This window comes from Brakhagea slesvicensis (assembly GCF_052161625.1).
GTDB lineage: Bacteria > Planctomycetota > Planctomycetia > Pirellulales > Pirellulaceae > JBKCUI01.
This window is the reverse complement of the sequence record NZ_CP197412.1, coordinates 5,163,262-5,178,290: the sequence shown is the minus strand read 5'-3', so window position 1 is coordinate 5,178,290 and position 15,029 is coordinate 5,163,262. Positions and strand designations below refer to the sequence as shown.

The following is a 15,029-nucleotide window of genomic DNA, read 5'->3' as shown; positions in this document are numbered from 1 at the left end:
CTATTCTAGCTTTGCAATGCCAACCTCGTGAGCGGTCCGACAAAAAGTCACGGCTGATTTCTTTTGAAAAACAGCGAACCGTTCAACAATGGCTAGGAACTGCTCTCACCCGCAGGGGCGACAAGCTTCCAGCCGCTCTCCTGAATCTCGACAACACCGCATTTCGCCAAATCTCGCATGCTATCCCGCACATCGAAATCGATGTCGACACCCGTCAGACGCATTAAAGTCGCTTCCGCCTCCCGATCGATTTCCTCAAGCGTCATGGGCTGAGAACTCTGAAACAGAACGAAGCAGCCAAGGATGGCTTCGCAAATCTCTTGCTGCTCCGCTTCTTCCTCTATCCGGAGCAACGCACCAAGATTGTTATCTAAGTTTTGGTAATAAAGACTCCTGGTGATATTCAACTGATAACGTCGCTTGGTCGTCGTATAGGAAAAAATCGACTTGATCCCGTAGAACAAGGTCGCCACCAAAACGGCAACGACCAAGAAAAAGGAAGACAGGAGCTTCAGCGTGCTGAATAGGGCGATGATCCATAGACTCTTCGCGAGCTTGCTGGTCATCATGGCGATCCCCCATAGTGTCGGGATACCAATCTTGCCCGTGTCAATCCAACTCAATCGTATTTGAGTTCCCGGGAGCATCATGTCGATATCCGCTTTGGGAACGTTCTTAAACATTCGAATGTGAACGCGATTCGGGTCGAGCGGCTCAGGGAACGTCTGCAACTCCCTCGGCCGAAAGACGACGACCAATCGCTGGTAGATGGGTACGTCTCGGTCTACATTTCGGAAGAAATGCCTCCAACTCCTAAACGATCGCCTGGTGACAATATCCCCCCGCCCGTAAACCTCCAGTTTGCGAAAAGAGGAGAATCGGATGTGAAGCCGGACTCCCCAATGGCTGGCTACCCCGATGGCATTTTGAATCTCGCGCGGCGACAGTCGCCTGTAATTGGCATGCCCCAGTGAAGCGGCTATTTCGGCAAACAATTCGCGAGAAGCCTCCCTGTCGGTAAGCCCCCCACACGATCCATATTTCCAAGGGATATCCGACACTTCGCCGTCGAGTCCCGCTCCGTCACCTCGCAACACCCTATCGGAAAAGTCTCGATCAGGATCGTAGCGTTGATACAGGTCGGACAAGACCTCGTGATGGGTGTGGTATGCGAGGCTGATATTCCGCTTGATCTGATCGACCAACACGCGAAATCGAGCTTGCTGGGACTCGGCGAGCGGTAAGTCCCTCAGCAGTGACTCGACGAGCGCATTGGGTGTAAATGGGAGATAATGTTCGCGCCCCCAATGCTCGAGTGGCAATTTGAACTTAACCGACCTCCACCGCTTGGGCATCCATCGCGTCGGCAACCAAGTTCTCGGCATCATTCAGCTTTCATCGAAGGACGGAGTTTTTAAGTCGTCTCGATGTGAAGTGCTCGCTTCCTTCGTTCCTTTCGACGTGCGTCGTCGATCAAGCCAGCGACGCGACTGACATCCTCAATTCCGATCATCCGCAAAGATGCGTGCGACAGGTCTGTACTGAGAATCTTGATCGCACCCACATTAAGCATTCTCTCCACGATTCCTTGGGTGTAGGCAACATCGTCGATATCGATCAGTTCAATCCGATCCGTAGTGCGCACCAACAGACCGTGCTTGTGAATCAATCGCTGGCTCGTCAATTCGTATCGAACACTGAATCGTCTGTAAAGATAAGTCAGAGCCGCAAAGCTCCACAACGCTACGATGCTTACTAAAGCGACTCCCCAAAGGATTCGGCGATCGACTTGTTCCATGACGCTCGGCAGAAAGATGGCCGCTGCAATCAAGATCGCCGAAGCAATCAGACAACCAATCCATGATCCGATCATGGCGCGAGGGGAGTAACCGCCTGACCATAACTTCTCCTCAATGTCCTTGCTCGGGTCATAAGCGGGGGCTGCCTTTGCAAATCTCTGTGCAGGGGAGGTTTCTTCCGGAGAGCTCATTACGGCATCCTATTTATGCTTGGCCAGTTTCGTCTGATTCCTGTCGCCAACGCGCGATGCTCGCGTATTCGAACTGGTTCGTCGGATCTTGGCCGCTGATTCTCAAACTAGGTGGATTCAAGCGGTTTCATCCCGAGTTGGCGCGCGGTCCAACCGCGGTCTGCGAAGTATAGCGGTTGCCGAAGGTGCCCTCAACGTTGCACTAGTCATTTCCAAACACCGCGCCTAAGCTCTAACACTATGGCAAAGAAATCGCGGTCCTCGAAATCCTCTTCTCAGCCCGTTGCACCGGAGGCCACCCCCGGGTCGGGGATTCCTGAGACGCCCCAACCTGCGGCTCGCATCCTGCAAATGAGCTCGATAGGACCTGCCATCCAGCTGCGAGGAGCTTGCCAACACAATCTAAAATCGCTGAATATCGACTTCCCAATCCGGCAATTGACCGTGCTTTGTGGGGTCAGCGGTAGCGGCAAATCCAGCTTGGCATTCGACACACTTTATGCGGAAGGCCAACGCCGCTACATCGAAAGTTTCTCAGCCTACACCCGCCAATTTCTGCAACGACTGGACAAACCAAGCTTCGATATTCTCGAGCCGCTCCCCCCATCCATTGCTGTAACCCGCGACTCACGTTCCCGAAACAATCGAAGCACGGTCGGCACGGCCAGCGAAATTCTGGAATACCTCAGAAACGTCTTCGCAAAGCATGCTTCGCTCTACTGCATTCAGTGCGGTCAACCTGTTCTAGCCCATTTTCCTAATACCATCCTCGACACATTAACCACCCACGCGCCAGGGCGGGCAATGGCCGGATTCGAGATCGCTTGGAAATCCACCGATGAATTGGCCATGCTCCTCGCGGACCTTCAATCAAGTGGATTCGTTCGCCTTGTTGTCCAAAATTCCACGGTCAACTTAGGGACCTCGGATCGAACAGAGCTGGTCGAACATTTCAAAAATGTCCACCGTGCAACCGTGATCGTCGACCGTCTATCCTGGACTGGAAATCGAGACGAACGCTGGTTTCAATCCCTCGGCGTATGCATGGATCAAGCGGCATTGCACGATGATTCCATCGGAGTCGTCTTCTTGGAAAGCGAATCGGGCGAGGAAGCTGTCGATGGAAAGATGTTTATGCGCCTTGCCTTTTCTCCGGTGCTTCGATGTGTTCCATGCAATATCGAGTATCCCGCAGCGGAACCGAGTCTCTTTAACTTCAATCATCCACTCGGCGCTTGCCGAGAATGCGAGGGCTTTGGCGAAACGATCGCAATCGATCCCAATAAGGTGGTACCGAACAAAACACTGAGCCTTCGAGACGGCGCGATCGCTCCCTGGAACACCCCATCCTATTCGCATGAACACCAAGAACTCCTGGCCCTCGCTCCCGATGTCGGTATTCCGACCGATGTGCCGGTATCGAAACTCACCAAAGCACAGTGGCGCCTCATCGAGGATGGTGTTCCGTCCCATCGTTTTGGTGGATTGAAAGGATTCTTCGCCTGGCTGGAAAAGAAAAAGTACAAGATGCACGTCCGAGTCTTCTTGTCGCGATGGCGTACCTATTCCACTTGCAAAACCTGCGAAGGAAAACGACTTAGCCATGAAGCACTCGCCTACCGACTGTCCGATTGCTCGTTCGCCGATCTGTGCTCTCTTTCCATTGACCGCCTTGCACAATTGATCCGCGAAGTGATCCGCGAAGCCACCCAACCGCGATCGATTCCCACCGCACAGGAACACCATCCCGCCACAGATCTCCCTTCCAATTTCTGGCTCGCTGCCGAGGAACAGGCTCAATACAACGCTTCCGAACCGGTTCGGCAAGTTCTCTCGCGCCTCGAATACCTTCAAGAAATCGGTCTAGGCTATCTCTCCTTGGACAGACCTCTCCACACTCTCAGCAGCGGCGAAAGCCAACGGGTTAACTTAACGACACTCCTTGGCTCGACGTTGGTCGACATGCTCTACGTCTTCGACGAGCCAACCGTCGGATTGCACACCACCGATGTGGAACGTGTCTCGCGAGCGATCCTCAAGATCCGTGACCGGGGAAATACGGTCATCTTGGTCGAACATGAACCATCGATGATGAAACTGGCCGATCGCATCCTTGAAATCGGACCGGGAGCGGGTGAGTTGGGTGGCGAAGTCGTATTTGACGGCACTCCCAAAGAATTGATGCGATCAGACAGCGTCACCGGCAAATATCTACGTGGGGAACAACATCGACGCCTACGCCAACGTACGAGCGAAAAATTCATCAAACTCTCCGGTGCAACAGGGCGCAATCTCAAGGGTGTCGATATCGAAATACCCATCGGCTGCCTGACGGTTATCACAGGACCAAGCGGCTCCGGGAAAAGCTCGCTTCTGTTGGATACCCTCCTGCCTGCTTGCGCTAAATCAACCGGCCAAGAAGCCGCAGCCCCCTTGCCATATCAGTCACTCACGGGCCTGCAATCGCTCGGTGGATTTCGGACGCTCGATCAAAGCCCCATTCCCCGTTCATCGAGATCAACTCCCGCAACCTATTGCAAGGCGATGGACGCCATCCGCAGCGCGTTTGCTTCTACCCCCGACGCAAAGAATCGCAAGTGGAGCGCAAGCCACTTTTCCTTCAATAGCGAATCGGGGCGATGTGAGCATTGTGAAGGCTTAGGATGCGTCACGGTCGAAATGCAATTCATGGCGGATGTCTCTCTCCCATGCCCGGACTGCCTCGGAAAGAGATTCAAACCAGAGGTGCTCGATGTCACGTACCGAGATCGGAATATTCACGACGTTCTCCAAATGAGCGTCTCGGGGGCGTCCGAATTCTTTCGCGGAGAAAGTGATATCCAAAACCGGCTGCAGCTGCTGATCGATATCGGACTCGGCTATCTTCCCTTGGGCCAGAACCTTGCCACGCTTTCGGCAGGAGAATCGATGCGACTGAAGTTGGCAACGATCCTGTCCGAATCCAGTCGATCGAAACGAGGCGAACTGATCGCGATGGACGAACCAACGACCGGATTGCACTTTGTCGATATCGACCGCCTCCTGGATTGCTTCGAAATCTTGCTCGAGAAAGGGCACACGTTGGTCGTGATCGAGCACAACCAGCAACTGATCGATGCTGCCGACACCATCCTCGAACTTGGACCAGTCGCAGGTCCCCACGGCGGGCAAATCGTTCGCCAACTAGTCCGCGGCAAACATTCGTAGAACCGCCAGAAACGATGAGGATCCTCCATTGGCTTAGCGCCGGCTCCCAACTCGAGCAAACTTCTGGTCACTAGCCCTTGGGGCTCTCGCAACGATTCCCTTCCTCAACGCCAACTCGATCGGTTCATCATTCCCTGGAAGCAATCTTTCCAATTGTCCCAAGCGGCTTTGTTCGCTTTCGCAAAAGACCGGAACTTGGCAAGGGCATACCCCACGAGGACACTCAACACTATCAAGCCTAAAATAGTGGAAATCGTCGGTCCGCGCACGGCAATCATGACTTGATGGTTCGAAAACGGTACGTTGTGGCGCTCAGCCCTCGAGGACCGTCGCGCACCGACGGTGCTCGCCCTTGTAATTCGTGCCCCTGCTCGTGCTCGATGGCGATGAAAGAGTTGGGTGGTTTGAGAAACGGTTCTCCGAGATGATGGGAGACGAGTGATCGTCTTCATCACTGGAATGAAGCCGGACTCAAACTATGCAAAGTCCCTCTCGGAGAACCGACTCATGTTTTACCTTGGAATCGATCAGCACGCAAAGCAATTGACCGTTTCTCTGCGAAATGAAGCAGGAGATGTGGTCCAGGCTCGCCAAGTCAGCACCGAACCCTCGAGAGTACGCGACTATCTTGAGTCCGTTACAAAGCTCGCTACGGATGGCTTTACCGCCATTGTCGAAGTTTGCGGCTTCAACGATTGGCTCTTAGATTTGTTGCCAAAGTATGGATGCAAGCGAGTGGTTGTGATACAGCCTGAAAAGAAGCGTCGCATCAAGACGGATCGACGCGATGCCAAGGAGCTTAGCGAGCTGTTATGGGCAAACCGTGAACGTATTTTGCTAAACCAATCCGTACGAGGGGTACGGCAGGTTGTGATGCCATCTCCCCTGGATATGGAGAATCAACGTCTCACACTTGTGCGACAACAAATCACTCGACAACACACCAAGACGGTAAATCAAGTCAAGCATATTTTGCGACGTTACAATCTTCAGTGGGCAATGCCGACCAAGACTTTCCCATCCAAGAAGGCACTCCTCTGGCTCAAAACATTGCAGCTTTCTAGTTGGGATCGCGAAGAGATAGATTGGCTACTCGAAGAGCTAGATCGTTTACCCAAGAGAATTGAAGTCCTCGATACAAAAATCGCTCAACGTTGCCAAGGAATCCGATCGGTTGATCTCCTTCGCACCATACCAGGTGCAGGTAACTTTACCGCGTTGGCAATCCAGTGCCGAATTGGCGATCCCAAGCGATTTCTCCGTGGAGGAAGCCTGTCGCATTACTTTGGCCTAACACCAACGGTGAGCGATAGTGGGGAGGGAACAGGTCGCCGAGGTCACATCACCAAAGCGGGCAGCACGGTAGTACGTCATCTATTAGGGCAAATGGTCCTTCATGTTCTACGCAAAGATCCAGCGATGAAGAAGTGGTATAAGTCGATTCGCGATCGTCGTGGTAGCAAGATAGCGAGAGTCGCTGTGATGCGTCGGTTGTGCACCGTGATACGCCACATGCTCGTCGAGGACAAAGACTATTGCACTGCTAGGCTTGAAATGATGAACCGACGTATAAACCAGATCAAGAAGAAGCCAAAACCAGGATCGAAAACGCACAATATCGCCTCGTAGTCAGGCGTTCAGCCCCTTAGAAAAGAACCGGTGAAGGAGCAGTAATAACGAAACACGCTTTATGAGTGAGTGTACCAGCCTAGACTCGGCTGCCCGAGCCTGCGATTGCAGACTTTGGCGTTGCGAACCTAGGCTATTCACCAAGGCAAGCCCCTCCGTACGAGCACGTGGATGCAGCCTCGTCGTCATCATTCTCTCACAAGAGAAACGACTGCCTGAATAGCTGCACGAGTACTTGATTTGGAAGCACCTTGTGTGGATGGATCGCATCGCTAAATCCAGTGTCGAGTCACGTTGGACTCGAGCATTCAGAAGCAATTCTGCATGTGCCCCCACGAAGGAATGTATGAGGTGCAATCGCCGTGAAAAGAACGATTGCAATGACCTGACCAAAGATCCTGTACTGACTCAATCAAGCACAACGACCAACCGAACGAAGAAACACGCCTACGTAAGCCGACGCAATGAAGAAATCTCGCTAAATGCGAGACTAGAGCTGTACGCCCATCACCAAAGAAAAAAACGAAGAAAGCACGAAACAATCCTAAACTCTTTCAGGAACGTGCTCGTAATCGTAATCGTAATCGTAATCGTAATCGATCCACATCAAGTCTTTCGTGGTCGAAGGAATGTTTAGTCATCGAGGCTGAAATCGATGACGAGCACGAGCAGGAGTACGAGCAGGAGCACGAACACGAGCACGAACACGAGCAGGAGCACGAACACGAGCAGGAGCACGAACACGAGCGGGAGCGGATGAGTCCTTGCTTCGCGAAAATCATTCGCCGAGCAAATAAAAAAACGCCCCCGAATCCTCGGAGGCGTTTTAGACTATCAACTTCTCGCGCCAATAGAATCGAATCGGGCAGTGGAACTGCCCACTTCGCATCTACTCTTTCTTTTCACCGATGGCAAAAATGCGGTTGCGGTTCGCGACGAAGATCTTGTCATTCGCGGATACAGGCGTGGTGTACAAGGCCGATCCCAAATTGATTTCAGCGATCTGCTTTTGCTCTTTCGACAATTCGAAGATGGTAATGTCTCCATCTTCGTCACCGATAAAAATCTTATTGTCGGCGATCAATGGGGAGGCCCACGATGCAGCTAGCATGTCGTAGGTCCAGTGTGGCTCACCGGTCTTGCTATCCAAGCAGTGGACCAATCCGCTGAAGTCGGCGATGACCAGGATGTCATTCTTGATCGCCACGGTACCGCAGGTTCGGTGCATCGTCGTTTCGAACTCCTTCGGATTGCTGCCGACATAGTGCCATACAGCCGCGGAGTTTGGATTGTCCCGTTCAAGATCGCCAGCAGCGGCGTCGAGCGCTTGCTTTCGCTTGTGCGGGATCACGACGTTCGGATTCGAGGAGTTGTAGACCAACGTCGGGCTGACATCTCCGCGCTTGTTTGGATCGATTGCCCAAAGGTGCCCGTTCCCTTCACCGTGCTCTGGGTCTTCCCCGACGGCGACATAGATCAACCCGTCATACACAACAGGGGTGGCAATGATGTGATTTCGCGTCGCACCGTTCAATCGGTACACGGAGTCTTTTGGATTGCAGTCAAACTTCCAGAGCATCTTGGACTTGCCGTTGTCCCCGGCCGGATCGAAGCTGTACATCCAGCCATCTCCGCCACCAAAGACGACTTGCTCCTGCCCATTGAATACGCCGTAAGTTGGGGAAGACCATTGTCCGTGGAGAATGTTTCCGCCGGGGGTGTTATCGGTCCAAAGGACTTCGCCCGTGTTCTTGTCGATGCAAATGAAGCTCGGGGCTTTTTCTTCTGGTACGGTCAAGTGCGAGTCGTCCACACCGTTCGAAGTGTTGACGAACAGCTTGTTACCGACGGCGGTCACCGAGCAACTGCACATGTTGTGCTGAGAGACGTTCAACTGGGCCATCATATCTAGACGCCAGACAACGTCCGCCTCGTCTTTGTTTTCGTTGGGCTCTTTGTTGAAGGGGCCATCGTTTTCCCCGTCCAAAAAGCCATCCGTATCGAGACAGACCACTTCGCCACGACTCGTTATATACCAGAGACGGTCGCCATCGATCATGGGAGCGCAACAGATTCCTTGGTTAGGCCAGTCGTGGACCCGACCGGTCGGCAGCTTTTCACTGCTATGCTGCCAAAGAAACTTGCCATCCTTTTCGTCGAAGCAGATAAGACATCCCAGATCGACCGTAGCGGGGTAGCGTTTGATGTACCCGTTCCCATTGTTGGTCCCGATGTAGACTTTCCCATTGGCAACCACAGGATTGCCGTAGGTTTCCGACCCGAGAGGCATGGACCAAAGAATGTTTTCGTTGGTCTCGACATCGAAAGAAGTCGGGAGGGGGCCACTATCCGGAACATTGTTTCGTTCGGGAGACCCACCCCACTGCGGCCAATCCTTAGGCCCAACCTTGAGCTTCGAGATGAAGGCCTTCGCGACAGCGGTCGGGTCGTAATCAGCAGCCGAAAGAGTCGAATGGTTGGTCAAGCTGGCAGCGAGCAGCGAGCCGCCGAACAAACTAAACCATGGAAGTCTTCGAAACAATCGTTGTCGCATTCGGAGTCACCTACGCAGGGGAAGTAGTGGAGGGATGCGGATTCTGCCCGCATGTGGTTGGATCTGTGCCCGTCATTATAGCCGATCGACCAGGAGGTTGGACAGGTTTCCCGCAACTTGTCGATTGCGACCACCCACCGTACCAAATACAATTTCGATCGGCGTTCCGCTGGCGATCGCCTCCTCCGACTCCTCCCTCACCCCCCAGTTATCCATGGCAAAACCAAACTTCGATTCGATCCCAACCTCCCGTCGACACTTTTTGGCGGTGACGGCCGCGGCAACCGCAGTCGCCTCGACCGGTTCTCTCTTTGCCCAACAAGTTGCCCAACCGACGAAGGCCGCGCCATTCAAAATCTCGCTAGCCCAATGGTCGCTTCACAAGCCACTCTTTGCGAAACAAATCGACAATTTGGACTTTGCCAAACTCACCAAGGAAAAATTCGGCATCGAAGGAGTCGAATACGTCAATCAGTTCTTCAAGGACAAAGCGAAGGACGAGGCCTACCTCAGCGAGATGAAAAAACGTGCCGCCGATGTCGGCGTGACCAGCGTTTTGATCATGATCGACGGGGAAGGTGCCCTCGGCGACAAAGATGCTGCCAAGCGTACGTCGGCAGTCGAGAACCACTACAAATGGGTCGAAGCAGCCAAATTCCTGGGATGCCACTCCATTCGAGTGAATGCCCAAACCAACGCCGAATACGAAGAGGGCAAAAAGCTTGCTGCCGACGGATTGCGACGATTGTCTGAATATGCCAAACCGATGGGAATCAATGTCATCGTGGAAAATCACGGCGGCTTGAGCTCAAACGGTAAATGGCTTTCCGAAACCATCCGCATGACGGAAATGGACAACTGCGGGACACTCCCCGACTTCGGTAATTTCTATGAATACGACCGATACCAAGGTGTCACCGACCTGATGCCACTCGCCAAAGCCGTCAGCGCGAAAAGCTACGACTTCGACGAAAACGGAAACGAAACCAAAATTGACTTCCGCAAGATGATGAAAATCGTTTTGGACGCCAAGTACCACGGCTGGGTTGGTATTGAATACGAAGGCTCGAAACTGAGTCCCGACGATGGCATCATCGCGACCAAAAAACTTCTCGAGAAGTGCATGGACATCGCGTAATCGATCCACCACGAGTTTCGGTTGCTTCCCAAAGGGCTAGCAGCTAGACTAATACACCGATTGAATTTTTCTCAGCTGCTTGGTTCGGAACCGGGCAGCGATCGGAATTTGCAAAAAGCCTCACCCCCCTCCCACCTTCCCAATTTCCCACCTAACCCCTGCTGCCTTGCTCGATGCCTCGCGCTTGCAACGTCATCCGTTATGCGTTGAAAGCTCTCAAGCGTTGAAATCATCGTGCATTCGCTCTCGAGGATGAAGTCCATCCGCGCGAGCTGAATTCCATCCCAGCTGCCTCTCCACTTGATCGGGGAGCGAAATGGGATTGCAGCGGTTCAGCATGCTGGAACTATCATGAAGAAGCCTTTCGCTTACTTGCTCGCGATTTCGTGTTCGACCTCCTTGGCTAGCGGTTTGGCCGCACAGGACGCTGGCACCACCTCGGCCCCGCCTGCCACGCAGCAGCCCTCCGCCAATGCTCCCTCGCCCGAAACAACCAACGAATCGACGGACGCATCACCTGCCCCCATTGTGGTTCCCCCCATCGTCGAACCGCCGGAAATCATCGAACCTGCCGCACCGGGAGAGAAGGTTCTTTTGCAGTTTCGCGACCAGGATTGGCAAACGGCCCTCAGTTGGCTTGCGGCCAAGCTCGCACTCAACTTGGATTGGAAGGAGCTTCCGACCGACAAGCTTAGCCTGTCGAGCACGCAGGAACTTTCCCTCGATGCCGTCGAAGACCTTTTCAACATGCAGCTCCTCGCGAGAGGCTTTGTGCTGCTCAAACGGGAGAACGTCCTCCGCTTGGTGAGCTTGAAAGATCTCGACATCACTCTCGTGCCTCGTGTGGAACCAGAGGAACTGTCTACCCTTCCCAAACATTCCATCGCACGCGTCTCGTTTCCTCTCGATTGGATGATTGCGGACGAAGCGGCCAATGAACTCAAACCGCTCTTAAGCCCTTACGGCAAGGTCTCACCGATGTCGAGCGCCAATCGACTCGAGGTCGTCGATGCCGTCGTCAATCTGCGCGAGTTCCATCGGCTCCTGATCGATGCCGAAAAAGACGATTCGAGAAAAGAAAGGGTCGCCGAGTTTCGATTGACCCATCGTCGGGTCGAGGATGTGGCCCCGAAAGTTCGCCAATTGCTTGGTCTGCCCCCCGATTCGGCTTCCAATCAGACACCTACTCAATTGGATGTTGAACAAACGCGTTTCAAAGCCGAAGCGATGAAGCAATTGGGGCGTGATGCGCGCGAGCTTATCCAAGACAATAAGAAGGTGACGATCTATGTCGTCGTGAACGAAAAGGAAAACAGCCTTCTCGTCAATGCTCCGCCCAATAAAATCGAAATCGTTCGACAAGCGGTCGAAGCCATGGACAAGCCTCTCGCAGACAAAGAAACTGCTTGGGAAACCATCAGTCGCGTGAAGGTATACGATGTCGCCGGCTTCGAGCCCGATGCGGTTACCAAACTCGTTGCATCGCTACAGGAGCGAGGCACGGTCGGCAAAGATACGCGAATCCAACATGAAGCCGCTTACAATCGGATCATCGTCTTCGCTTCGCCAGAAGATCAATTGACGGTCGCTCAGCTGATCGAGTCCTTCCGTTCCGAAAAGCGAACGGCCACCGTCCTGCCTCTCGCCAACGTCGATCCAACCTACGCCGCGAAAGCCGTGCAGTTGATTCTGAAATCCCCCGATCGCCCCTCCTCCGCGCCTGGAGTACCAAGCGATGGGAAGTTTCAAATCGAGCCCGACCCACAAAACAATCGGCTGCTCCTGTGGGCAACGCCTGGTGAAGTGACCGAAGTGCGGGAGTTTCTGGCGCGGCTCGGCGAGACTTTCTCCGAACAAAGGCTTGATTCCAAACTCCACGTCATCGATATGCGAGGCCAAGACACCTCGGAAATCACGGAAAAACTCAAGCGAATTTGGGCTGAAATTAGCGATAGCCCGCTGCTCCTCGATTTGCCTGTCGATGCCAAAACGGATAGCCAATCGACTCCCTCGGAAAAAGGAGCCGACACCACCCAATCCGCATCCGACGAATCCCTCAACGCGAAGAAGGGTGATTCCCGCTTCGTCGCAGCCATCACCGCTTCGACCGCAACCGATGCCGCTCGAGCCCCAGAAAAGGAAAATCCACCCGTCCGATTGATGCAGAACGGAAGTGGTGATTTGGTCGTTCTGTCCAAAGACCCTATCGCAGCCGAAACCGCCAAGCGTCTGATCGACCAACTGCTTAAAGATGGAACGGAGTTTCGCGCCATAGCCCTCAAACATTCTCAGGCCTTTGCGGTGCGCCGACAACTGGAAACGATGCTGCAGTATTCCACTAGCAATGTTTCGTCCAAACTGACATCGGCCCCCCAAGTGGTGATCGATGTCGATACCAGAACGAATCGACTCATCATTCAAAACGCCAACGAAAAACAGTGGAAGACAATCAAGGAATCCATCGAAATCCTTGATCAACCCAATCCCGAAGATGAAAAGCTTGCGCGCGAACGAGTCACCTATCGATTTCAACATCGCAAAGCCAGCGTGGTGGCCAAAGCGTTGGAAGGGGTATACGAAGACCTGCTCCGTTTCAGCGAACGGTCCCTTTCGAACATGTCCTACAGGAACTCTAGTTTCAATCGCAATATTGCTGCGACCACCTCAAGCCCTGAGTACCAAGGCCTCTTGGCGATCAGTGTCGACGAGCAAGCCAATTTGATGATTATCTCGGCTCCCAAGTACCTGCTCGAAGAGGTTCTCAAACTGGTCGAGTCGATGGATACCCCCACCGACGGGAATGCCATCGCCATCCTCAATGCAGCGGATCTGCCGTTCTCATCGGACAGCAGCGCCAACAAAGCATCCGATAATCTCCGACGATTGCTCCGGGGCGGGCGATAGAGGACGGACCAAATTTAAACGATGTCAGCCGCGATCGCGGTGGCTGGCATCCTGGATCTCTAGCCCCTGGATCTTGGCGTCGCTGCTACCGAACGACCAGAACAGGCCAGCATGAAAGGTGCTGAACCAGTCTTGCTTCGGAAAACGACGGGACAAAGACAAACCCGGGAGAAGACCAACATCGCGATAGCCTCACGTCGTCAAACACGCGCCATTCGCGTTCCTCCCGCCAATCTTGCCCTCCGCCTGCATCATCCACGAACTGCACCTTCGGCCATTCGTTGGATGGAATCTGATTCGATCGCTTTCTATCTACGTACTGCACAGGTACGGCCCCAAGCTCCTTGAGTCGATCCGCCGCGAGGAGTAATCCGTACGGTTCCCAATCCCAACGCCCCAAATGCCTTTGAAACTTGCGGGCCTTCAACAGATCCTCCAAGTTCTGTTGCGAGAAGGAGACCGACGCGATGCCACCCGTTTTGCGTTCTCGCGTCGCGATCAGCTTGCCAGACGTGAGGATGCGGAGCAGTGACTGCAATGGTGTTGCTTCCGCGCGTTGCGGTTCCAAAAGCAATTCGTCGCAATACTGTTCCCACGATTGATCCGGCCAAGGCCCCCGCCGTGCCCGCGTGCAGTGGATCAAGTACCGGTCGCTGGTCCGCTGCATGAATGCTGAGGAACGCACAATTGGCTGATAGGTCACCTTCGAAAACGGTTGGCAGGTCGGCCATGAAGTCACGGTTTTTTCAACGTGCGATGGAGCTGCAGTACTCCAAGCACCAAACCAACCGACAGCCCCTCGTTGGATCCATCGACTATCCTTGGTCGAGGTCCATGCCACTTTGATCGTCGAGGTGGGCACGTCGCTTTGGTCCAATCGTTTCAGTAGGAGTTGTTCCATCTTTCCCCCCTTGGACACCTGCACAGCGAACAGCTGATTCGATAGCCCGAATAGAGAACGGTCTTGCAGCGGGATAGGACGAAGGTTGGGATCGATCGCATCGACATCCCCTTCGCAAATGAAATAGATTTCCTCCTGAGCAGCCGTAGGCTCCGAGACTTGCCTCCGGCTATCTGTCTCGCATGGCTGGGCTATGAGTAGCGAGAACGAGGTTTGCAATCGTTTGCACACATGGACAATCGCAGGGGTGTAAGGTGCCTCACCCGGGATCAACACACGATAACCGTGTTGTTTCGCGAATTGGACAGCGACCAACGCAGGTTGCTGCCATTGCGGATCCGCGAAACCATAACGCTTGGAATGCGAGGAACAGATTCCTAATGTGGGCCCTGACCAGGGCGAAGTATTTCCATAGATAGTGGCATTGCCAACGAATTGCTCCAACAGCTTTCGCATCGGCTCAGGAGCTTGATCCGCTCGAAATAATGGAGCGGTCGCTAACAGAGAAGCCGTCGCCGGAACAGGAGCGGTGGCCGGAACAAGGGACCTCGTGTAGCGGGGGTTCGACAGGCGTGGATGCATATCCATCGTCGCAACTCCTGGGCGAAAAAGGTTGCGTTGGAACAGTCAGAAAGTTGTCCCTATCATAACCAATTCAAGCACCCGGGGTGCGTTAACGGCGGACTAACGGCGGACTAACGGCGAA

9 protein-coding genes are annotated in these 15,029 nt (G+C 53.7%); 4 read left to right on the top strand and 5 right to left on the bottom strand.

From position 1 onward, the window contains the following. Positions 1-92: 92 nt before the first annotated feature. Together SH467x_RS19760 and SH467x_RS19755 are read right to left on the bottom strand one after the other, a co-directional pair. Positions 93-1,388: a TMEM143 family protein gene (locus SH467x_RS19760; protein ID WP_482368810.1), complete on the bottom strand. Its 1,296-nt coding sequence runs from the start codon at positions 1,386-1,388 to the stop codon at positions 93-95. A 26-nt stretch (positions 1,389-1,414) separates the two neighbouring features. Next, positions 1,415-1,990, bottom strand: a complete 576-nt coding sequence (locus SH467x_RS19755; RefSeq protein ID WP_482368809.1) for a PH domain-containing protein — start codon at positions 1,988-1,990, stop codon at positions 1,415-1,417. A 240-nt stretch (positions 1,991-2,230) separates the two neighbouring features. Between SH467x_RS19755 and uvrA the strand changes: the two genes are divergently transcribed. Together uvrA and SH467x_RS19745 are read left to right on the top strand one after the other, a co-directional pair. After that, positions 2,231-5,197: an excinuclease ABC subunit UvrA gene (uvrA, locus tag SH467x_RS19750; RefSeq protein WP_482368808.1), complete on the top strand. Its 2,967-nt coding sequence runs from the start codon at positions 2,231-2,233 to the stop codon at positions 5,195-5,197. Between the two features lie 459 nt (positions 5,198-5,656). Next, a complete protein-coding gene (locus SH467x_RS19745; protein WP_482368807.1) occupies positions 5,657-6,826 on the top strand; it encodes an IS110 family RNA-guided transposase in 1,170 nt (389 codons plus the stop codon). Positions 6,827-7,715: 889 nt separating this feature from the next. On the opposite strand, the gene SH467x_RS19740 is transcribed toward SH467x_RS19745, so the two are convergent. Continuing rightward, entirely contained in the window at positions 7,716-9,380 is a 1,665-nt protein-coding gene (locus SH467x_RS19740; protein WP_482368806.1) for an outer membrane protein assembly factor BamB family protein, read from the bottom strand. A gap of 75 nt (positions 9,381-9,455) precedes the next feature. Further along, on the bottom strand, positions 9,456-9,596 hold the full coding sequence (locus tag SH467x_RS19735; RefSeq protein ID WP_482368805.1) for a hypothetical protein: 141 nt from the start codon (positions 9,594-9,596) through the stop codon (positions 9,456-9,458). Between SH467x_RS19735 and SH467x_RS19730 the strand changes: the two genes are divergently transcribed. Together SH467x_RS19730 and SH467x_RS19725 are read left to right on the top strand one after the other, a co-directional pair. Continuing rightward, positions 9,595-10,518, top strand: coding sequence for a sugar phosphate isomerase/epimerase family protein (locus SH467x_RS19730; protein WP_482368804.1), 924 nt, complete (start codon positions 9,595-9,597; stop codon positions 10,516-10,518). The two genes, SH467x_RS19735 and SH467x_RS19730, sit on opposite strands and share 2 nt — an antisense overlap. A 351-nt stretch (positions 10,519-10,869) precedes the next feature. Further along, on the top strand, positions 10,870-13,422 hold the full coding sequence (locus SH467x_RS19725) for a secretin N-terminal domain-containing protein (RefSeq protein WP_482368803.1): 2,553 nt from the start codon (positions 10,870-10,872) through the stop codon (positions 13,420-13,422). An 85-nt stretch (positions 13,423-13,507) separates the two neighbouring features. On the opposite strand, the gene SH467x_RS19720 is transcribed toward SH467x_RS19725, so the two are convergent. After that, positions 13,508-14,911 (bottom strand): hypothetical protein, encoded by a 1,404-nt coding sequence (locus tag SH467x_RS19720; protein ID WP_482368802.1) that lies wholly within the window; start codon positions 14,909-14,911, stop codon positions 13,508-13,510. Between the last annotated feature and the right edge of the window lie 118 nt (positions 14,912-15,029).

Excerpts from the sequence above, each read along its gene's own strand:
- SH467x_RS19745 (WP_482368807.1), top strand. The coding sequence starts at position 5,657 with ATGAAGCCGGACTCAAACTATGCAAAGTCCCTCTCGGAGAACCGACTC.
- SH467x_RS19740 (WP_482368806.1), bottom strand. The coding sequence starts at position 9,380 with ATGCGACAACGATTGTTTCGAAGACTTCCATGGTTTAGTTTGTTCGGC.
- SH467x_RS19720 (WP_482368802.1), bottom strand. The coding sequence starts at position 14,911 with ATGGATATGCATCCACGCCTGTCGAACCCCCGCTACACGAGGTCCCTT.
- SH467x_RS19760 (WP_482368810.1), bottom strand. The coding sequence starts at position 1,388 with ATGATGCCGAGAACTTGGTTGCCGACGCGATGGATGCCCAAGCGGTGG.
- uvrA (WP_482368808.1), top strand. The coding sequence starts at position 2,231 with ATGGCAAAGAAATCGCGGTCCTCGAAATCCTCTTCTCAGCCCGTTGCA.
- SH467x_RS19755 (WP_482368809.1), bottom strand. The coding sequence starts at position 1,990 with ATGAGCTCTCCGGAAGAAACCTCCCCTGCACAGAGATTTGCAAAGGCA.
- SH467x_RS19730 (WP_482368804.1), top strand. The coding sequence starts at position 9,595 with ATGGCAAAACCAAACTTCGATTCGATCCCAACCTCCCGTCGACACTTT.
- SH467x_RS19735 (WP_482368805.1), bottom strand. The coding sequence starts at position 9,596 with ATGGATAACTGGGGGGTGAGGGAGGAGTCGGAGGAGGCGATCGCCAGC.
- SH467x_RS19725 (WP_482368803.1), top strand. The coding sequence starts at position 10,870 with ATGAAGAAGCCTTTCGCTTACTTGCTCGCGATTTCGTGTTCGACCTCC.